The 19,811-nt window shown below is 67.9% G+C and carries 19 protein-coding genes; 7 read left to right on the forward strand and 12 right to left on the reverse strand.

Annotated features, from left to right (window positions below; genetic code table 11):
• Nucleotides 1-98 precede the first annotated feature (98 nt).
• Nucleotides 99-1,592 (forward strand): AarF/UbiB family protein, encoded by a 1,494-nt coding sequence (locus tag HB724_RS11795; protein ID WP_213981138.1) that lies wholly within the window; start codon nucleotides 99-101, stop codon nucleotides 1,590-1,592.
• A gap of 201 nt (nucleotides 1,593-1,793) precedes the next feature.
• Here HB724_RS11795 and HB724_RS11800 read toward each other — a convergent pair whose 3' ends face one another.
• The 3 genes from HB724_RS11800 to HB724_RS11810 form a co-directional block, all read right to left on the reverse strand.
• Nucleotides 1,794-3,182: a phosphomannomutase/phosphoglucomutase gene (locus HB724_RS11800; RefSeq protein WP_213981139.1), complete on the reverse strand. Its 1,389-nt coding sequence runs from the start codon at nucleotides 3,180-3,182 to the stop codon at nucleotides 1,794-1,796.
• A gap of 71 nt (nucleotides 3,183-3,253) precedes the next feature.
• Entirely contained in the window at nucleotides 3,254-3,523 is a 270-nt protein-coding gene (locus HB724_RS11805; protein WP_213981140.1) for a J domain-containing protein, read from the reverse strand.
• Nucleotides 3,523-4,317, reverse strand: a complete 795-nt coding sequence (locus HB724_RS11810; protein WP_213981141.1) for a division plane positioning ATPase MipZ — start codon at nucleotides 4,315-4,317, stop codon at nucleotides 3,523-3,525. Before HB724_RS11810 ends, HB724_RS11805 begins: the two co-directional genes overlap by 1 nt.
• A gap of 78 nt (nucleotides 4,318-4,395) precedes the next feature.
• Between HB724_RS11810 and panC the strand changes: the two genes are divergently transcribed.
• Both panC and HB724_RS11820 read left to right on the forward strand, forming a co-directional pair.
• Nucleotides 4,396-5,229, forward strand: coding sequence for a pantoate--beta-alanine ligase (panC, locus tag HB724_RS11815; protein WP_213981142.1), 834 nt, complete (start codon nucleotides 4,396-4,398; stop codon nucleotides 5,227-5,229).
• A gap of 88 nt (nucleotides 5,230-5,317) precedes the next feature.
• Nucleotides 5,318-5,614 carry a hypothetical protein gene (locus tag HB724_RS11820; RefSeq protein ID WP_213981143.1) on the forward strand — a complete coding sequence of 99 codons (297 nt, stop codon included), beginning with the start codon at nucleotides 5,318-5,320 and terminating at the stop codon, nucleotides 5,612-5,614.
• A 140-nt stretch (nucleotides 5,615-5,754) separates the two neighbouring features.
• Here HB724_RS11820 and topA read toward each other — a convergent pair whose 3' ends face one another.
• From topA to plsY, 4 genes are all read right to left on the reverse strand, one after another.
• Nucleotides 5,755-8,283 (reverse strand): type I DNA topoisomerase, encoded by a 2,529-nt coding sequence (topA, locus tag HB724_RS11825; protein ID WP_213981144.1) that lies wholly within the window; start codon nucleotides 8,281-8,283, stop codon nucleotides 5,755-5,757.
• A 90-nt stretch (nucleotides 8,284-8,373) separates the two neighbouring features.
• Nucleotides 8,374-9,024, reverse strand: a complete 651-nt coding sequence (locus HB724_RS11830) for a glycerophosphoryl diester phosphodiesterase membrane domain-containing protein (RefSeq protein WP_213981145.1) — start codon at nucleotides 9,022-9,024, stop codon at nucleotides 8,374-8,376.
• 11 nt (nucleotides 9,025-9,035) lie between these two features.
• On the reverse strand, nucleotides 9,036-10,118 hold the full coding sequence (dprA, locus tag HB724_RS11835) for a DNA-processing protein DprA (RefSeq protein WP_213981146.1): 1,083 nt from the start codon (nucleotides 10,116-10,118) through the stop codon (nucleotides 9,036-9,038).
• Nucleotides 10,111-10,716 carry a glycerol-3-phosphate 1-O-acyltransferase PlsY gene (gene plsY, locus HB724_RS11840; protein WP_213981147.1) on the reverse strand — a complete coding sequence of 202 codons (606 nt, stop codon included), beginning with the start codon at nucleotides 10,714-10,716 and terminating at the stop codon, nucleotides 10,111-10,113. The genes dprA and plsY overlap by 8 nt, the downstream gene beginning before the upstream one ends.
• Nucleotides 10,717-10,797: 81 nt before the next feature.
• Between plsY and murI the strand changes: the two genes are divergently transcribed.
• A complete protein-coding gene (gene murI, locus HB724_RS11845; protein WP_213981148.1) occupies nucleotides 10,798-11,595 on the forward strand; it encodes a glutamate racemase in 798 nt (265 codons plus the stop codon).
• 588 nt (nucleotides 11,596-12,183) lie between these two features.
• Here murI and HB724_RS11850 read toward each other — a convergent pair.
• On the reverse strand, nucleotides 12,184-12,357 hold the full coding sequence (locus HB724_RS11850; RefSeq protein ID WP_213981149.1) for a hypothetical protein: 174 nt from the start codon (nucleotides 12,355-12,357) through the stop codon (nucleotides 12,184-12,186).
• 287 nt (nucleotides 12,358-12,644) lie between these two features.
• Here HB724_RS11850 and hemA point away from each other — a divergent pair, with 287 nt between their 5' ends.
• Nucleotides 12,645-13,889, forward strand: coding sequence for a 5-aminolevulinate synthase (gene hemA / locus HB724_RS11855; RefSeq protein ID WP_213981156.1), 1,245 nt, complete (start codon nucleotides 12,645-12,647; stop codon nucleotides 13,887-13,889).
• 9 nt (nucleotides 13,890-13,898) lie between these two features.
• Here hemA and HB724_RS11860 read toward each other — a convergent pair whose 3' ends face one another.
• From HB724_RS11860 to HB724_RS11875, 4 genes are all read right to left on the reverse strand, one after another.
• The gene (locus tag HB724_RS11860) at nucleotides 13,899-15,356 is read right to left on the reverse strand and encodes an alpha/beta fold hydrolase (RefSeq protein WP_213981150.1); all 1,458 of its coding nucleotides are present in this window, start codon (nucleotides 15,354-15,356) and stop codon (nucleotides 13,899-13,901) included.
• Nucleotides 15,357-15,428: 72 nt separating this feature from the next.
• Nucleotides 15,429-16,088 (reverse strand): class I SAM-dependent methyltransferase, encoded by a 660-nt coding sequence (locus HB724_RS11865; protein ID WP_256731474.1) that lies wholly within the window; start codon nucleotides 16,086-16,088, stop codon nucleotides 15,429-15,431.
• The gene (locus HB724_RS11870; RefSeq protein ID WP_213981151.1) at nucleotides 16,085-17,329 is read right to left on the reverse strand and encodes a DUF3419 family protein; all 1,245 of its coding nucleotides are present in this window, start codon (nucleotides 17,327-17,329) and stop codon (nucleotides 16,085-16,087) included. Before HB724_RS11870 ends, HB724_RS11865 begins: the two co-directional genes overlap by 4 nt.
• A 138-nt stretch (nucleotides 17,330-17,467) precedes the next feature.
• Nucleotides 17,468-17,728 carry a hypothetical protein gene (locus HB724_RS11875; RefSeq protein WP_213981152.1) on the reverse strand — a complete coding sequence of 87 codons (261 nt, stop codon included), beginning with the start codon at nucleotides 17,726-17,728 and terminating at the stop codon, nucleotides 17,468-17,470.
• A 64-nt stretch (nucleotides 17,729-17,792) separates the two neighbouring features.
• On the opposite strand from HB724_RS11875, the gene rpiB reads away from it, so the two are divergent.
• Together rpiB and glyA are read left to right on the forward strand one after the other, a co-directional pair.
• Nucleotides 17,793-18,245, forward strand: coding sequence for a ribose 5-phosphate isomerase B (gene rpiB / locus HB724_RS11880; RefSeq protein ID WP_213981153.1), 453 nt, complete (start codon nucleotides 17,793-17,795; stop codon nucleotides 18,243-18,245).
• A complete protein-coding gene (gene glyA, locus HB724_RS11885) occupies nucleotides 18,242-19,552 on the forward strand; it encodes a serine hydroxymethyltransferase (RefSeq protein ID WP_213981154.1) in 1,311 nt (436 codons plus the stop codon). The genes rpiB and glyA overlap by 4 nt, the downstream gene beginning before the upstream one ends.
• The last annotated feature ends 259 nt before the right edge of the window (nucleotides 19,553-19,811 follow it).

The following is a 19,811-nucleotide window of genomic DNA, read 5'->3' on the forward strand; positions in this document are numbered from 1 at the left end:
GGGGACTCGGCGCCCGAAAAGCGAGTCAAAAGTCCCGGACGCCTCCCGGAACGGAAAGCCCGGGCAGGGGTTGCCCTGCTGGCGACAGCGGAGGACCGATGCTCAAGACGATAGCGGTGGCAGCGCGCGACCATGCAAGACTCGCCGAGATCAGCAGCGTGGCGGCGCGATTCGGCATCGGCATGCTGATCGCGCGCATGGGGCTGGAAAGCGGCGGCGGCGAAGCCGAGCCGATCGACCTGCCCCGCCGCACCCGCCAGGCGATCGAGGCGCTGGGGCCGACCTATGTGAAGCTCGGCCAGATCCTCGCCACGCGCCGCGACCTGCTGCCCGATGCCTGGATCGAGGAATTCGAGCACCTCCACAGCCAGGCGCCGACGCTCCCCTTCGACATGCTGCGCGAACAGGTCGAGGCCGCGCTGGGCGAACCGCCCGAGCAGGTCTTCGCCCGGTTCGATCCCGAACCGCTCGCCGCCGCCTCGATCGCGCAGGTGCACCGCGCCCGCACCCAGGACGGGCGCGAGGTGGTACTGAAGATCCGCCGCCCCGGCATCCGCCGCCGCATGGAGGCCGATCTGCGACTGATCCGGCACCTGGCGGGAATCGTCGAGGCGAGCAGCCGCGAGGCCCGCCGCTTCCAGCCTGCCGCGCTGGTCCAGCAGCTCGCGCAGGATCTGTTCGACGAGCTCGACTTCACGATCGAGGGCCGCAACGCCGATCGGCTGCGCGCCGATTTCGCCCGGGATCCGCGCGTGGCGATCCCCGAAATCCACTGGCAATGGACCAGCGATTCGCTGCTTGTGATGGACCATGTCGCCGGCGTGCCGCCGCGCGACGGCGAGACGCTGCGCGCCGCCGGCATCGATCCGGCCGTGATCGCCGAGCTGGGCGCGGACCTGGTGCTCGAAATGGTGCTCGTCCATGGACGCTTCCACGGCGATCCGCATCCCGGCAACCTGCTCTGCCTGCCCAGCAACCGGCTCGCGCTACTCGACCTGGGGCTGATCGGCCATGTCAGCCCGCGCCGCCAGCAGGAGTTCCTGGGCTTCATCCTGGCGCTCCGCTCGGGGGATTCGGCCGCGCTGGCCGACACGCTGGCGCTATGGTCCGCCGCGAGCGATACGCCGCGTGAACGCATCCTCGCCGCGTCGGAGCGGCTGGCGGCGCGCCATGGCGGCGGCCCGCTGGTGCTCGGCACGCTCGTCGCCGATTTCTTCCCGCTGCTGCGCCAGGAAGGGCTGGTGCTGCCGCCCGACCTGCTGCTGATCTTCAAGGCGCTGGTCACGATGGACGGCGTGCTGAGCGCGATCCAGCCCGGCTTCGACCTGGCCGCCGCGCTCGAACGCGCAAAGGGCCGGCTGATGCTGTCGCGCCTCCTGCCGGGCCGGAGCGGCGAAGCGCTGCTGCTCGAACTCGGACGGCTGCGCGACGATGCGCCACGGCTGATCCGCGCGCTGGCGCGCAAGCTGGAGAGCGAGCCGGCGCCGGCCCCGGAACCCTCCGCACCGACGATCGCCCGCGCGATCCGCTGGCTCGCCGCATCGGCGCTCGCCTCCGCCGCGCTGATCGCGGCGGCGCTACTGGTCCGTTAGGGCCGCATCTCTCCCCTCCCGTCACCCCGGCCGCAGTGCCGAGGTCCACCGGGATGCTGGGAGAGCCGCTGGAGGCGTGAGGGGCTCGCTTGCGGAGGAGTGGCCCCCGGCACTGCGGCCGGGGTGACGGGGAAGGCTTTCACGCTCACCAGCCCCATCGCAGGTGCCGATCCGATCGAGATGGCCGTACCGCCCGGCGGATCAATGCCCCGCCTGCGGCCCCCGCTCCAGCCCGCTCGCGGCGAGCTGGGCGTCGATCATCGCCATCAGCCGGTCGAGGCCCTCCTGCGACTTCGCCTCCGCCCGCGCCACCAGCACGTCCTGCGTGTTCGATGCGCGCAGCAGCCACCAGCCGTCGGGCGTGTTCACCCGCGCGCCGTCGGTGCGGTTCACATCGGCGCCCTCGGCCTCCAGCCGGTCGAGCACTTCGTCGATCACCGCGAATTTCCGGCTCTCGTCCACCTGGAAGCGCATCTCCGGCGTGTTGACCATCGCCGGCATCTCATCCTTGAGCTGGGTGAGCGACTTGCCGATCACATGCACCGCCTGGATCAGCCGCACCGCCGCATATTGCGCGTCGTCGAAGCCGTAATAATCCTGCGCGAAGAAGATATGGCCGCTCATCTCGCCGGCCAGCGGCGCGTGCGTCTCCTTCATCTTGGTCTTGATCAGGCTGTGGCCGGTCTTCCACATCAGCGGCGTGCCGCCCAGCTCGGCGATCCGGTCGTACAGCGCCTGGCTGGCCTTCACATCGGCGATGATCGTCGCGCCCGGCTCCACGCGCAGCACAGGCTCCGCCAATATGGAGAGAAGCTGATCGCCCCACACCACCCGGCCCTGACCGTCGATCGCGCCCAGCCGATCGCCGTCGCCGTCGAAAGCCAGTCCGAAATCGAGATTCTTGCTCGCGACGAGCGCCTTCAGATCGGCGAGGTTCTTCTCTTCGGTGGGATCGGGATGATGGTTGGGGAAATTGCCGTCCACTTCGGTGAAGATCGTGTGATGCTCACCCGGGAGCAGCTTCACCAGCTTCTCGACCACCGGGCCGGCGGCGCCGTTGCCCGTGTCCCATCCGATGCGATAGGCGCCGCCGGCATAGCCCGCGACCAGCCGATCGACATAGAGATCGAGGACGTCGGCATCGGTGACGGTCTCGCTGCCGTCGCCATCGTCCCAGTCGCCCGCGGCCGCAAGCCTGCCGATCGTCTGGATGTCCTCGCCGAAAAACGGGCGGTGCTCGAACACCATCTTGAAGCCGTTGTAATTGCCGGGATTATGGCTGCCGGTTATCTGAATGCCGCCATCCACTTCTAGCGTCGCCTCGGCATAATAGAGCATCGGCGTCGGCCCCATGCCGATACGGACGACGTCGCAGCCCGATGCGGTCAGCCCCTCGACCAGCGCCGCCTCCAGCATCGGCGACGAAAGCCGGCCGTCGCGGCCCACCGCGACTCGCTTGCCGCCCGCGCGGCGCAGCAGCGTCGCGAAGCCCCGGCCGATCGCGCGGGCATCGTCCGGCCCCAGCGCCTCCCCCACGATTCCGCGGATATCATATTCACGCAGCGAAGTGGGGTCGAAACGATGTGCCATGATGCCTCCCGGGGGAATGTTCGCCGCCTAATCCCCCAAGGGTGGGCAAAGTTCAATCACGGCGCGTGAATTCAGTCGCGCCCGCGCAACAGCGTGTCCCGTGCCGCATTGATACGCCGGGTCAGTTCGGCCGATCCGCCCTTGTCGGGATGGAGCGCGGTCACCAGCCGGCGGTGCGCGGCGCGGACCTCCTCGGCGCCCGCATCCGGTCCCACGCCCAGGATCGCGCGCGCCTCCTCCTCGGGTTGTGCCGGGGCGGGTTTCGCCGGCTTCTTCTTCGGCTTGCCCCAATGATACCAGACCGCGCCGACCAGCAGCGCCGCTACCAGGAACTGAAACATCAGGCGAACAGCGGCATCGCGGCCTCGGGCAGCGCGAGCCCCGCCATCATCTCGCGCAGTTCCTGCCGCGCGGCGACATGGCTGAGGCCCATCTCTCCGAACTCGCGCGAATCGAGCATCGTCAACCCTTGGGGGAACAGCTCGCGATAGATCACGCGCTCGGACAGGCCCGAGATCACCCGGAAGCCGACGCGCTTGGAAAGCTGGTCGATCGCCTCGGACACGCGGCGCATGTTGCGCGCCTCGATATGCTGCATGCGGTTGCGGAGCACCACCCAGTCGATCGTCTCGCCGTCCGCCTTGGCCCGGCGCTTGCGCGATTCCCAGATCAGCTCGGAATAGAAGCTGGGGCGCGAGACCCGGAACGTCTCGGGATCGACCTGGCCGATCAGGTCGAAATCGACGAAGCTGTCGTTCATCGGCGTGACCAAGGTATCGGCATTGGTGACCGCCAGCCGGGCGAACTTGTCGTCGCGGCCCGGCGTATCGATCACCAGGAAATCGGCATTCTCGCTCAGCCGCTCGAGCGTTTCCGAGAAAAAGCCCATCGTCTCGCCGTCATGCGTCTCATAGACCGGCATCGGCAGCGCCCGGCCGGTGCGCTTTATCGTCGCGGCACGATTGTCGAGATAGCGGCCCATCGTCCGCTGGCGGTGGTCGAGATCGAAGCACGCCACCCGCGCGCCCTTGAAGGCGAGGGCGATCGCGGCATGGACGGCAGTCGTCGACTTTCCGGTGCCGCCCTTCTCATTGGCGAACACCAGAACGTGCAACCGCTTCGATCCATCACTCAACGCAAACTTCCTTTGTTGATCGATCGGCCCGCCCCCCATAGAAGGCCGCGCTTTCTGTCTTATCGAAAGAGACCAAGCGTGCAAACTGTCCGCCAGTTAACCGAACTCCGCGAGGCGATCGGAGCCTATCGCGAAGCCGGCGAGAGCGTGGCCCTGGTTCCCACCATGGGCGCGCTGCATGACGGGCATATGGCGCTGGTCGAGGCCGCCAAGCGCGCCGGCAGCCGAGTCGCCGTGTCGATCTTCGTCAATCCGATCCAGTTCGGCCCGAACGAGGATCTCGCCAAATATCCCCGCCGCGAGCAGGCCGATTCGCGGATGCTGGCAGGCGCAGGCATCGACCTGCTGTGGATGCCGCCGGTCGAGGTGATGTATCCGGAAGGCTTCGCCAGCAAGGTCTCCGTCTCGGGCATCAGCGAAGTGCTCGACGGCGCGCACCGGCCCGGCCATTTCGACGGCGTCGCGACCGTCGTCACCAAGCTGTTCAACCAGGTCCAGCCCCAGGTCGCGCTGTTCGGCGAGAAGGACTGGCAGCAGCTCGCCGTCATCCGCCGCATGGTCGCCGATCTCGACATGCCCGTGGAGATCATCGGCGTGCCGGTCCAGCGCGAGGACGACGGCCTCGCCCTCTCCTCGCGCAACGCCTATCTGATGCCCGAGGATCGCGCCCGCGCCATCGCCCTGCCGCGCGCGCTGGGCGCCGCCGAGCGGACGATCTCCGAGGGCGGCGATGTCGAGGCCGCGCTTGCCCAGGCACGCGAGACGCTGGCCGCGGCGGGCTTCGAAGTGGATTATGTCACGCTGACCGATGCCGAGACGCTGGGCGATCCGGTGCCCGGTCGTCCGCGCCGCCTGCTCGCCGCGGCGAGCATCGGCGGCACGCGGCTGATCGACAATATCCCGGTCGCCTGAAAAACTACGGTTAACCGCGTTAACTATTTATTCGCGACTCGCCCCCAGAACCCAAGGTCAGAAGAAGACTGACCAGGGGGTAGGCGACATGGGCAATAGCCTTCGAAGTGCGCGTTTCCTTATCGAGAGCCGGCTTCGCGACGCGGCACGCGGCGATGCGGACGCCTGTTTCGATCTAGGCATGGTTTATTCCAGCGGCGCCGACGGAGTCGGTATCGACCTGGTCGAGGCGCACAAATGGTTCAACATCGCGGCCGTGACCGGCAGCTCGGCAGCGCAGCTCTGCCGCGCCGAGATCGCCGAGGACATGACGGCACGCGAGATCATCGACGCCCAGAAAGCCGCCCGCGCCTGGCTGCGCGGGCTGGAGATGCGCGCGGCATAATTTCGATCCTCCCCGGCACGGGGAGGGGGACCGCGACGCGAAGCCGCGTGGCGGAGAGGGCTCTCCCCACCAGAATCCCTCGCGGCTCTCCCCCTCCACCATGCTGCGCATGGTCCCTCTCCCCGTTCCGGGGAGGAATTTTACGCCTTCTTCGCAGCCGCTTTCTTCGTCGGCGCCTTCTTCTTCGGCGCGGCCTTTTTCTTCGCCTTGCCCTTGGCGGGCGCCGCAGCGGCGCGGGCGTCGATAAGCTGTGCCGCCTCCTCCAGCGTCAACTGGTCCTTGTCGATCGACTTGGGCAAGGTCGCGTTGGTCTCGCCGTCGGTGACATAGGCACCGTAGCGCCCCTCCATCAGCTTGATCTCCGCCTCGGTGCGCGGATGCTTGCCCAGCACCTTCAACGGCTCACGCGCTGCCCCCCGCGCCGGACGGCCGCCGTTTGCCGCCGCCTCCGCCAGCTTCACCACCGCCGCATTCATGCCCGTCTCGAACACTTCGGCGGTCGACTGGAGCCGCGCATATTTGCCGTCATGCGCCAGATACGGCCCGTAGCGGCCGATCGAGGCGGTGATCGGGTTGCCCGTCTCCGGATGGTTGCCGACCGTGCGCGGCAGCTTGAGCAGCTTCAGCGCCCATTCGAGGTCGAGCTCGATATCCTTGGGGATCGAGGCCCGCGCCGCATCCTTGCCCTCGCCGAGCTGGATATACGGCCCGAACCGCCCCGATTTGCGCTCGACCGGCAGCCCGGTGTCGGGATCGTTGCCGAGCACTTCCGGCCCGCTCGATTCCTCGCCCTCCCCGCCCGGCTGGGCGAAGCGCCGGGTATATTTGCACTCGGGATAGTTGGAGCAGGCCACGAACGCGCCGAACCGCCCGCCCCGAAGCGCCAGCCGCCCGTTGCCGCACACCGGGCAGAGCCGCGGATCGCTGCCGTCCGCCTTGGGCGGGAACAGGTACGGCTCCAGGAACTGATCGAGCGCCGCGGTGATGTCCGACGGCTTCTGCTCCATCACTTCGGCCGTGCGCGGCTTGAAGTCCTTCCAGAACGCTTCGAGCACCGCCTGCCAGGCGGCGCGGCCACCCGAGACGTCGTCCAGCTCCTCCTCCAGATCAGCGGTGAAGTCGTAGTTCACATATTTCTGGAAGAAGCGTTCGAGGAACGCCGTCAGCAGCCGCCCGCTCTCCTCGGCGAAGAAGCGGTTCTTCTCGACACGGACATAGGTGCGGTCCTTGAGCACCTGGATGATCGAAGCATAGGTGGACGGGCGGCCGATGCCCAATTCCTCCAGCCGCTTCACCAGCGAGGCTTCGGAGAACCTCGGCGGCGGCTGGGTGAAATGCTGCTCGGCGTTCACGGCCTTCTTGGCGGGCGCCGCGCCTTCGCTCATCCGCGGCAGGCGGCGCGCATCCTCATCAGCGTCGTCGTCGCGGCCTTCCTCATAGAGCGCGAGATAGCCGGGGAAGAGCACGACCTGGCCGGTGGCGCGCAGGCCGTGCTGGCCGGTGCCGTCCTCCAGGTCGATCGTGGTGCGCTCCATCCGGGCCGAGGCCATCTGGCTGGCGAGCGCGCGCTTCCAGATCAGCTCGTACAGCCGCCCATGATCGCCCGATCCCGCCTTGTCCTTCGAAAAGTCGGTCGGCCGGATCGCCTCATGCGCTTCCTGGGCGTTCTTGGCCTTGGTGGTATAGACCCGCGGCTTGTCCGGCACATAGCTGCCGTCATAGCGCGTCGCGACGGCCTTGCGGGCCTCCTGGATCGCACCGCCGTCCATCTGGACGCCGTCGGTACGCATATAGGTGATCGCGCCGTCCTCGTAGAGCCCCTGGGCGACCCGCATCGTGTGGCTGGCCGAGAAGCCGAGCTTGCGCGCCGCCTCCTGCTGGAGCGTCGAGGTGGTGAAGGGCGGCGGCGGGTTGCGCATCGCCGGCTTGGTCTCGACCGAGACGACCGTGAACCGCCCTTCCTCGACGGCCTTCTTCGCCGCCTCGGCGCTCTTGCCGTCGCCGATCGAGAGCCGGTCGAGCTTGTCGCCCTTCCACTTGACCAGCCGCGCCTGGAACGGCGTGCCGTCCTGCTCCATGTCGGCGATGACCGACCAATATTCCTGCGGGGTGAAGCCCTCGATCTCGCGCTCGCGCTCGACGATCAGCCTGAGCGCGACCGACTGGACGCGCCCCGCCGACTTGGCGCCCGGCAGCTTGCGCCACAGCACCGGCGAGAGCGTGAACCCCACCAGATAATCGAGCGCGCGGCGGGCGCGATAGGCATCGATCAGGTCGATATCGAGCTCGCGCGGATGCTCCATCGCGTAAAGGATCGCGGGCTTGGTGATCGCGTTGAAGGTGACCCGCTCGACTTCCTTGGGTAGCGCCTTGCGGTTCCGCAGCACCTCCTGGACGTGCCACGAGATCGCCTCGCCCTCGCGATCGGGATCGGTCGCGAGGATCAGGCGATCGGCGGTCTTGGCGAGATCGGAGATCGCCTTGAGCTGCTTCGACTTGTCGGCATAGGTCTCCCACTCCATCGCGAACCCTTCGTCGGGGTTCACCGATCCGTCGCGCGCGGGCAGATCGCGGACATGGCCGTAGGAGGCCAGGACGCGATAGTCCTTGCCGAGATATTTCTCGATGGTCTTCGCCTTGGCCGGCGATTCTACGATGACAAGCTGCATGGGGGTAAGATGATCCTCACGTGTACGCGTGTAAGGTGGGGAGGGTTCGCAGGGGCCGTCAAGCGGGCGGCGCGATACCATTTCGACGGCTCATGCGAAAACCTGTTCGAGATCGTCCGGAACGCGGCTGACCGCAAGATAGATCGCGATCGAGAGATACCAGCTCAGGATCAGCCAGGCATAGACGAACAGATTGAGCCCCAGCGCCGTGGCCGGACCGGCAAGGTCGGGGAAAACGCCCTCGACCAAGCCGATACCGAGAATGCCCAGCAGGGGCAGCAGCGAAAACAGATAGGCGATCGTGATCGGCACGACATGGCCATTGGTGCGCCGCCAGCTCTCGCCGATGCTCTCGATCGGACCGCTTTCTTCGGCGATCAGGATCGGCACGCTCGCCGACCAGCGCATCACCAGATAGATGCCCGGCAGCACGAGCAGCACCAGCCCCGCCAATATGCCCAGATTGGTTAGGATCGACAGGCCGATAAAGGCCGGCCCGGTGCCGCGCGAGGTACGCTGGACGACGCCGAGGCGATCGAGCGCGATCTTGGTCAGTATGAATTGCGCCAGCATACCCGCGATGCTCGCCGGCAGATTGGTGTAGCTTTCCGGCCGCAGCACATCGAATGCCGTGGAGACAGCGACCAGCCCGGCGAACGCCGCCATCGCCGCCGCCGCATTGTTCCGCAACAGTTCGAGCGTCACGCCGATCAGCCCGCCTGGCTTCATCCGTTCTTCCATTTGCACCCCCGTCAATCGATACGGCTAATGCGCCCGCCGGCATGCCGCTCCAGTCGCCCCGCCAATTCGAGCTCCAGCAGCACCGTCTGCACCACCGCGGGCGCCAGACCCGATTGCCGGATCAGCTCATCCGCAGCCACCGGCACCGGCCCGAGCAGGGCGACGATCGCACGCCGCTGTGCATCGCTCGCATCCTCGGGCGGCGGGCCTTCGAAGCCCCGGACGGGCGAGCGCACCGCGCGCGGATCGATCGGGCGCACGGCTTCGAGGATGTCCTCGACCGACTGCACCAGCGTCGCGCCCTCGCGGATCAGCAGGTTGCAGCCCTGCGCACGCGGATCGAGCGGGGAGCCGGGCACGGCCATCACCTCGCGCCCCGCGTCCGCCGCGATGCGGGCGGTAATCAGCGAACCCGATTTCGGCGCCGCCTCCACCACCACGGTACCGATCGCCAGCCCGGCGATGATCCGGTTGCGCGAGGGAAAGAAGCGCGCGAGCGGCTCGGTGCCCGGCGGCTGCTCGGCCAGCAACAGGCCTTCGGTCGCGACCCGCTCCTGAAGCTCGCGATTCTCCGGCGGAAAGGTCACGTCGATGCCGCTGGCGATCACGCCGATCGTCCCACCGCCCAGCGAGCCGATATGCGCCGCCGTATCGATGCCGCGCGCCAGCCCCGAGACCACCGTTGCCCCCGCCTCGGCCAGCCCCAGCGCGAGCTGGCGGGCAAAACGGCAGGCCGCAGCCGAAGCATTGCGCGCCCCGACGATCGCGATGCAGGTTCGCTGCGCGAGATCCAAATCGCCGCGCAGTATCAGCGCTGGCGGCGCGGTCTCCATCTCGGCGAGCAGCGCGGGATAGCCCGGATCGCCAAGGAACAGATACCGCGCGCCCAGCCGCTCGACCGCGGCGATCTCGCGCCGGACCAAGGCCGGATCGGCAAGGACGGGCGCCCTGCCCCCGCCCCGCGCCGCGAGCATCGGCAATGCCTCCAGCGCCGCCGACGCCGAGCCGAAGCGGGCGACAAGCTGCCGATAGGTGACCGGGCCGATATTGGCGGAGCGCAGCAGCCTTAGCCGTGCCTCGCGGCTCTCACTCACGTTTTCGGCCGATGCGCGGCTCGGTGCCGCTCAGCAGCCGGTCGATATTGTCGCGGTGCTTCCACAGCACGATCAGCGCCAGCGCGAGCAGCATCAGCACCAGATCGATCCGCCCGAAGAACGCGACGCTCACCGGCGCGCTGATCGCCGCGCTGATGCCCGCGAGCGATGAGATGCGCAGGATCGCCAGCAGCCCCAGCCACACCGCGGCATAGACCAGCCCCGAGGGCCAATGCAGCGCCACGACAATGCCCATCAGCGTCGCCACGCCCTTGCCGCCGCGGAACTTGAGCCACACCGGATAGCAATGGCCGATGAACGCGCCGATGCCGCCCAGCATCGCCATGCCCGGGAACAGCTTTTCGGCAAGCAGCACGGCGGCCGCGCCCTTGGCGAGATCGAGCAGCAGCGTCGCCGCCGCCAGCCCCTTGCGGCCGGTGCGCAGCACGTTGGTCGCGCCGATATTGCCCGATCCGATCTGGCGCAGGTCGCCCGCGCCGGCCATGCGGGTCAGCAGCACGCCGAACGGAATCGAGCCCAGCAGATAGCCGAGCAGCAGCGCCGCGGTGGGGCCGAGCCAGAGTGTGTCGCTTTGCACCGATCCCCCTTCTTGCCTCTTAGCTAGGCGCTCCGTTAAGCGCGTGCAACAATCTGGATTTATTGGATCGATCCGTTTCCGATGACTGACGCGCGGCCCCTGTTGTTCTTCGATTCCGGCGTGGGCGGGCTATCGGTGCTGGCGCCGGCGGCGAAGCTGCTCCCACGCGCGCCGCTAGTGTACGTCGCCGATTCGGCGGGCTTCCCCTATGGCACGCGCAGCGAAGCCGAGATCGCGGCGCGCGTGCCTGCCCTGCTGGGCCGGCTGGCCGAGCGCTTCAATCCCCGGCTGATCGTGATCGCGTGCAACACCGCCTCGACGATCGCGCTGCCGGCGGTCCGCGCCGCGCTCGACCTGCCGATCGTCGGCACCGTGCCCGCGATCAAGCCCGCCGCGCTGCTGAGCGAGACGCGGGTGATCGGCGTGCTCGGCACCGATGCGACGGTGCGCCAGCCCTATGTCGACGATCTCGCGGCGCGCTTCGCGGGCGATTGCACGGTGCTGCGCCACGGCTCGGCCGAGCTGGTCGAGATGGCGGAGGCGAAGCTGGCCGGCACGGTGCCGGGCCCGGCGCGGCTGCGCGGCGTGCTCGACGGATTGTTCGCGCAGCCCGGCGGCGATCGGCTCGACGTGATCGTCAATGCCTGCACCCATTTCCCGCTGCTGGAGGCCGAGCTTGCCGCCGCCGCGCCGCGTCCGGTGCGCTTCGTCGACGGCGGCCCGGGCATCGCCCGGCGCATCGCCTATCTGACCGAGGGCCAGCAATGGCCGGAGCACCCGGCGCCCGGACGGGCCGTGTTTACCGCGCTCGGCCCGAACATGCAGGCCCTGGCCCCGGCGCTCGCCCGCTATGGGCTGGCGAGCGTGGAGCAGCTTTAGGCGGGATCGAAGCCGGCCCAGCCTTGCAATGTAGGATTTGGGAGCCGAACGAGGGGACCGGCTCTTTCTCATCGTCGGAGTTCCACGAAGCACGCTCGATCGGCGTGGAAACGCGCGTGAGTCGAGTCAACTTGGTCAACCGCGCCACTTGGTCAACCGCGCCACCGCCCACCGTCACCCCGGCCGAAGTGCCGGGGTCCACTCCTCCTCGGGCGAGCCCCTCGCGTCTCCAGCCTCTCTCCCAGCATCCCGGCCAAGACCTCCCCGGCGAAGGCCGGGGCTCAGTATCGGACTGGCTCGCAACTAGGCCCCGGCCTTCGCCGGGGAAGGTCGTTTCCACGCTGCTGGATCCCCCTCCCCCGGCCGAGGCGCGCTTTCACTCCTATGCCAGCCGCGATGCAGGACTCCGCTTGCAAGGCCGGTCACGCTCTTTCCCATCGCGAATCCCCATCACGGACGGCCCGATTCCCCCGGGGCACGCACGGAGGCGCGCGAGACCCGCGACTTTTGTGACTTTTGGGGTATCCGGCTACCGCCCAGCCGACCTCTCCCGCGCAAATACAGGCCGGGTCGAACGTCCGCTCCGCCTCAGCTTCGGCCCATCACCGGCATCGGCATCGGCGCGAGATCGCGCAGCATCGCGGAATAGCGATTGGCCAATTCCAGATGGATGCGCTGGGCCATGGTGTCGTCGGCGCGTTCGGCGTTCTCGCGTTCCTGACGCTCACGCCGCCGATAATATTCCACGTCGATCGTGGTCATAAGCTGCTCCGATCGCAAGCGGAAGCACAGCCGGTTCTGGCCGCGGCACTGCCCGAGGCAGCGAGTCGCCCGCGATGATGTTCTTTTACCACAGTTGGGGGCGGACGTATTGATCGGCGTCCGCATTTGCGACGAACCGTGCCCGTTCGGCGGAACAGAGTCGCGGATCGCGCGCATGCCCTGTCGGTAACGGGAGTTTGCGGAGGGAGGGCATCGTGCGCCATTGGGATAATTCCGGACCCGTGCCCGCTGGAAATCCGCATTTTTTCGGCGTAGTGACGCTGCCCATGCACACGAAGGACAGCCCAGCGCCCGCCGTGGATTATTCGCGGGTCTTCAATCAGGCGATCGACCGGCTCCATGCCGAAGGGCGCTATCGCGTGTTCATCGACGTGCTGCGCAACAAGGGCGCCTATCCCAATGCGCGCTGCTTCGCCGGCCATAACGGGCCGAAGCCGATCACCGTGTGGTGCTCGAACGACTATCTCGCCATGGGCCAGCACCCCAAGGTGATCGTGGCGATGGAAGAGGCGCTGCACGATGTCGGCGCCGGATCGGGCGGCACCCGTAACATCGGCGGCAACACCCATTACCATATCGAGCTCGAAGCCGAGCTCGCCGATCTCCACGGCAAGCAGGGCGCGCTGCTCTTCACCTCGGGCTATGTCTCGAACGAGGCGACTCTGGCGACGCTCGGCAAGCTGATGCCGGGCTGCATCGTCTATTCGGACGAACTGAACCACGCCTCGATGATCGCCGGCATCCGCAATTCGGGCTGCGAGAAGCGCGTGTGGCGCCACAACGACCTGGCGCATCTCGAGGAGCTGCTGGCGACCGACGATCCCGCCGCGCCCAAGCTGATCGCGTTCGAAAGCGTCTATTCGATGGACGCCGACATCGCCCCCATCGCCGAGATCTGCGACCTGGCCGACAAGTACAACGCGCTGACCTATCTCGACGAGGTCCATGCCGTGGGCATGTACGGCCCGCGCGGCGGCGGCATCTCCGAGCGCGACGCGCTGGCCGACCGGATCAACATCATCGAAGGCACGCTGGGCAAGGCGTTCGGCGTGATGGGCGGATACATCGCCGCCGATCAGGTCATCATCGACGTGATCCGCAGCTATGCGCCGGGGTTCATCTTCACGACGTCGCTGTCACCGGTGCTGGTCGCGGGCGTGCTGGCGAGCGTGAAGCACCTGAAGTCCTCCAGCGTCGAGCGCGAGGGCCAGCAGGCCGCCGCGGCGATGCTCAAGGCGCTGATGGCCGAGGCGGGGCTGCCCGTGCTGCCCTCGACCACGCATATCGTGCCGCTGATGGTGGGCGATCCGGTCAAGGCGAAGAAGATCAGCGACGTGCTGCTCGCCGAATACGGCATCTACGTCCAGCCGATCAACTACCCCACCGTGCCGCGCGGCACCGAGCGGCTGCGCTTCACGCCGGGTCCGTCGCACAGCGAAGCGATGATGCGCGAGCTGGTCGGCGCGCTGGTCGAGATCTGGGGCCGGCTGGAGCTGCGCCTCGCGGCCTGAGCCGCCCTTCTATTCCTTCTCCGGCAGCGCGAAGCGAACCGGTGCCAGTGCGGCTTCGGCCGGCAGATCGTCGAGGGTCCCGTCCTTCAGGAAGCGCCTCGCCGCCGCCGCAAGCTCGGGCCGGTCGCGCAGCAGCGCCAAGGCCCCGGTATGCTGGCCGCGATGGACGATGATCGCGCGGGCATTGGGGAAATAGGGCAGCAGCCCGGTCAGGTTCTCCACCGGCGTGTTGGTGTCCCAGTCGCCCTGGACGAACAGCACGGGGGTCGGGTTCAGCACCGGCAGGCGGAAGGCGTCGCCCAGATCGTCGGTCGGCCAGGCATCGGCAGAGGCGAGATAGGCGGCGAAGTTCCAGCTTCCGAGCATGTCGAGCGCGGGATCGGTGCGAAGCTGCGCCTCGCGCGCCGCGCTCATGCCGGTCGCCGTGTCGATCAGCGGGCCGATCAGCGAGACCGTGTTCGCCTTGCGCTGCTCGATCACCTGCCGTGCCCAGCCCTGGTAACGGCCGTTGTAGAGATCGATCACGAAGGCAGGCCAGACCGCCGCATCCACCGCCTGCTCGCGCAGCGCCAGCTGGAAGTCGCCCAGGCCGAGCGTCACCGCCCCTGCACCGGGTACCTGCACGGTCACCGGTCCCTTGGCGAAGCGATCGTGGACCGCCCGGACGGCGGCGATCAACCCGCCCTTGGGAATGAAGGGCGCCAGCGCGGGGTCGCGCTCCGCCTCGAAGGCGATGCGCTGAAGCGCGGCGAAGACCTGCGAGGGCATGTCATAGCCATTGTCGAGCGGCTCGACCGCGCTGATCAGCGCGCGCGCCACGGTCTCCGGGTGCCGCCGCATCACGGCGAAGCTCCATTGCGACCCGAAGCTCGCGCCGAGCAGGCTGATCCGGTCATAGCCGAGCAGCCGGCGCGCCGCATCGACATCGTCGGCGCATTCGGCGATCGTATAGCCGGCAAGGTCGATGCCCGGATGCTCGCCGGCGGCGGCGCGGGCCTGGGCCATGGTGAGGGCGACATCGTCCTCCACCCGGGCCGGCCGGTCGAGCGGCATCGCCGGGTTCTTCAGCTCCAGCATGTCGCCGCGCAGCGTGTAGCCGCGCTGCTCGACGATCACGAGATCGGCGGATTCGCTGTCATCGAGCCACATGCGCAGCCGCCGCTTGGCCGCCGGCCCCTGGTCCTCGAGCGTGTCGAGCAGGGTGACGCCGGGACCGCCCACCAGCAGGAAGATCGGCGGCGCGCCGGTGGGAGCGCGTGCCCGGATGCGGAGCACGCCCACGCCGATCTGGCGGCCGCCCGGCCTGGCGCGATTCTCCGGCACGTGCAGCGTACCGACTTCGTAATGGACCTGCGCCCCGTCCGAGGCGATCGCCATGCCGGGGGCGAGCTTCAGATCGTCCGCATTGGCGGGAGACGGCGGCACGAGAACCAGCGCCAGAACGGCGAGACAGCGGCGAACACCCATCGATTCCTCCCCCTTTTCGAGGAGCGCATCCTCCCGGCCGCGTAATGAACCCAGGCTTGCTGCGAAGGGGTTCTATGCGCGGATGAGCGTCGCGCTCCAGGCATAGCCGCGATAGAGCGGCGTGAATTCCATGCTCAGCCCCTGCTCCTCGGCGATGCGCTTGAGCACCGCCGGCAATTCGCGCCGGGGGAAGACATGGAAATCGTTGAGCGACTTGAAGTGCAGCCGCTTGGCGAAGCCCGGCAGCCGCTCATATTGCCCGAAATCGACGATGTGCAGGCTTCCGCCCGGCGCAAGGGCCTTCGCGCCCAGTTCGATCGCCTCCTGCCAGGGCGGGATCATCGACAGCGTGTAGCTCATGAACACCCGATCGACCTTCTCCAGCCCGAACAGCGCCTGGACGTCGAAATTGCCGGCATCGCCCTGGGCGAGCGTGATCCTGTCGCCAAGTCCCTTGCCCTCGACCGACTGGCGCGCCGTCTCCAGCATCGCCTCGCTGATGTCGAAGCCATGGAAGCGCGCATCCGGCCAATGCTTCGCCGCGACGATCAGGTTGCGCGCGGTGCCGCAGCCCACCTCCAGCACCGTGCCGCCCGGCGGCGGCGCGAGCCGGCGGACCAGCCGGTCGCGGCCCAACAGATAGAATTTGCGGGTGAAATCGTAGAAGTGCCGATGGAGCGCATAGACATCGTCCATCAGCGACTTCTGGTCGCCCGTCCGGGCCTCGCTCATGCGTGGGGCTTCAGCGTCCAGAGGTGAGTCGCGCCATAGACCGAGGAGCGATCACGCCGGGTCCAGTCCTCGCGCTTCTCCTGCGGGGCATATTCCCACTGGTCGAGGATCGCCGCCGGGATATGGCCGGCCACGACGTCGGGCACCGCCGCCGTGCGATAGAGCACGCGCGCGCCGGGCTTGGCGGTGCGGGTGATCTCGGTCCAGATGCGGGTGAGCTGTTCGTCGGTCATCCAGTCCTGCGCGTCGAGCAGGATATAGCGATCGAGCGACTGGGCGGGCATCGAGTCGAGATAATCGGCATAGTTGGTATGGCGGATCTCGACGCGCTCGGCGCGGTCGCGTACTGCCTCGTAGTTCGCCTTCTGGAGATAGGGCGGCAGCGGCGCGTCCGCATGCTCGCCATAGCCGCGGCCGAAGGCCTGCCAGGCGTAGTAATTGTCCTTGATGTCGAAATCGCAGGCGAGCTTGCGCAACCGGCTCTTGAGCGCGCCGGTGATCCCGCCCGCATCGTCGACCTTGAGCAGATCATACTGCGCCGGCGGGATGCCGAAGCCGAACAGCGCGGCTGGCTGGTCGACCAGCCAGCGCAGGAACTTCTTCTCGAAGAACGGCGCGAACCTGGTCTCGAAGATCTCGCGCTGCTCCTCGATATTCTTCGCGCGCAGGATCTCGGTGGGATCGATCTTGTACTTGCGCGCCATGTTGTGGACGAAGCCGATCAGCCGGCCAAGCAGGCCCTGCTTGTAGAAGCCGGTCTTGAAGCCATTGATCCGGCGCACGCCGCTGGGCGAGCGGCTGTCCCAATAATCGCGCGAGGTGTCGTCGAGCTGCGGGCGGATGAATTCCTTGTACGCATCGATGTTCTCGGGCCGGTTGGCCAGGCCGAAGAACCGGTGGAACGTCGCGTAATCGGGCAGGCTGAGCAGCGCCTGTTTCTTCAGGTTGTTGAGCGCGATATGCGCCGGATTGAGATCGACCGCGGTGATCTTCGCGGGGTTCGCCGTCAGATAGGAGAAGACGTTGCAGCCGCCCGAGGCGATCGTGACGACATGGCTGTCGGGCGTGATCTCCAGCGCTTCCATGTCGACATCGGGATCTTCCCAGATCTGCGCATAGACCAGGCCGCGGAAGGCGAAGGTGAAGGCACGCTCCAATATGCCCTGCTTGGTGAGGTGCTCGTGGCGATGCACCGCGCCGCGCACCGCGCCGTTTCGAGGCGTCTTGGCAACTGAACCCATCATTGACTCCTGGAGGGCGCTCGCGTGCCGCGTATGCGCGAAGCAAGCGCCCTAAACCCGACATGTGACAAATGCTTTGCAGCCTTGTGCCATGAGTCCGCGGAAATCAATCCTCGGCGCGGACAGCCGTAATCCGTCCTAGCGGGTACGATTGTCGATCGCATTGCCCGTGTCCGCGACCGCGCCGGCCACGGCATCCCCCATCCGGTCGGCGGTGTTGCCGATCGCATCCCCGGCCCGTTCGACGCCGTTCTCGATCCGATCGCCCGCGTCGTCGGCGACATTGTCGAGCGCGTTGCCGGTGCGGTCCAGCGCGCCGCTCACATTGTCCTGGGTCCGGTCCGAACAGGCCGCCGCGCCCAGCAGGAACAGCGGCAGGATCAGAAACTCTTTGCGCATTTTCGGGCTCCCTTATGGTTGTCTTGTCTAGCCAGCCGGGTCCTCCGGGCGTAGGGAGCGCGCCATGCCACACCGCATCGCCATCGCCTCGGACCATGCCGCCTATGCCATGAAGGCAGAACTCGCCGATTGGTTGCGTGAGCAGGGTCACGACGTGCTCGATCTGGGCACCAACGGACCCGAGAGCGTCGACTATCCCGATTACGGCTATCGGCTGGCCGGCGCGATCGAGGACGGAAGCGCCGGGATCGGCATCGCGCTGTGCGGATCGGGCATCGGCATCTCGGTCGCGGTCAATCGCAATCCCGCCGCCCGCTGCGCGCTCGTTTCCGAGCCGCTCTCGGCCGGCCTTGCGCGCCAGCACAACGATGCCAATGTCATCGCTCTCGGCGCCCGGCTGATCGGCACCGAGATGGCCAAGGCATGCATCACCGCCTTCCTCGAAACCCCCTTTCTCGGCGATCGTCACCAGCGCCGCGTCGATAAACTCAGCCATTCTGAAAGGAGCCCCGCATGAGCACCAACCCAGTCACCGCGGGACTCCAGCCCGACGGCTTCTTCACCACGAGCCTGGCCGATGCCGATCCGGCGGTGTTCGCCGGCGTCGCGCACGAACTCGACCGCGAGCAGCACCAGATCGAGCTGATCGCCTCCGAGAACATCGTCTCCAAGGCGGTGCTGGAAGCGCAGGGTAGCGTCTTCACCAACAAGTACGCCGAGGGTTATCCGGGCAAGCGCTATTATCAGGGCTGCCACCCTTCCGATGAGGTGGAACAGCTAGCGATCGATCGCGCAAAGCAGCTGTTCGATTGCGGCTTCGCCAACGTCCAGCCGCATTCGGGCGCGCAGGCGAACGGCGCGGTAATGCTCGCGCTGACCAAGCCCGGCGACACGATCATGGGCCTCAGCCTCGATGCCGGCGGTCACCTGACCCACGGCGCCAAGGCGGCGATGAGCGGCAAGTGGTTCAACGCGGTCCAGTACGGCGTGCGCCCCGACGATCACCTGATCGACTTCGATCAGGTCGAGCGGTTGGCCAAGGAGCACAAGCCCAAGCTCATCATCACCGGCGGCTCGGCCTATCCGCGCATCATCGATTTCGCCCGCTTCCGCGCGATCGCCGATGAAGTCGGCGCGATCTTCATGGTCGACATGGCCCATTTCGCCGGCCTGGTGGCAGGCGGTGCGCACCCCACGCCGTTCGGCCACGCCCATGTCGTCACCACCACGACGCACAAGACGCTGCGCGGCCCTCGCGGAGGCATGGTGCTGACCGATGACGAAGCCATCGCCAAGAAGATCAACTCGGCAGTATTCCCCGGCCTCCAGGGCGGCCCGCTGATGCACGTCATCGCCGCCAAGGCGGTCGCGTTCGGCGAGGCGTTGCGCCCGGATTACAAGAGCTACATCGCCGCGGTGGTCGAGAACGCCAAGGTGCTGGCGGCGACGCTCAAGGAGCGCGGCGCCAACCTGGTCTCGGGGGGCACCGACACGCACCTCGCGCTGGTCGACCTCACCCCGCTCGGCATGACCGGCAAGGACGCCGACGAGGCGCTGGAGCGCGCCGCGATCACCTGCAACAAGAACGGCATCCCCAACGATCCGCTGCCGCCGGTCAAGACCAGCGGCATCCGCGTCGGCTCGCCGGCGGGCACTACGCGCGGCTTCGGCGCAGGCGAGTTCCGCGAGATCGGCAACATGGTCGCCGACGTGCTCGATGGTCTTCGCAAGAACGGCGAGCAGGGCGACGCCCAGGTGGAAGCCGCCGTCCGCGAGCGCGTCCGCGCACTGTGCGCGCGCTTCCCGATCTATCCGGAGGGCTGATGCCCAATCTCCCTCTCCCCTCCGGGGAGAGGGCCGGGGAGAGGGGCAAGCGCTATGCCCCCTCCTTCCTGCCCCCCCCCCCCCCCCCCCCCCCCCCCCCCCCCCCCCCCCCCCCCCCGCCGCCCCCCGCCCGCCCCCCCGCCCCGCCGCCCCCGCCCCGCCCCCCCACCCAGCGCGCCTCCCCCCCCCACCGGGGCGGGGGCCCGCCCCGCCCCCCCGCGGCCGCGGGCGCGGCGGGGCTGGCCCACCCCCCGCCCTC

Source organism: Sphingomonas sp. dw_22, assembly GCF_018449795.1.
In the GTDB taxonomy this organism is placed as follows: domain Bacteria; phylum Pseudomonadota; class Alphaproteobacteria; order Sphingomonadales; family Sphingomonadaceae; genus Sphingomonas.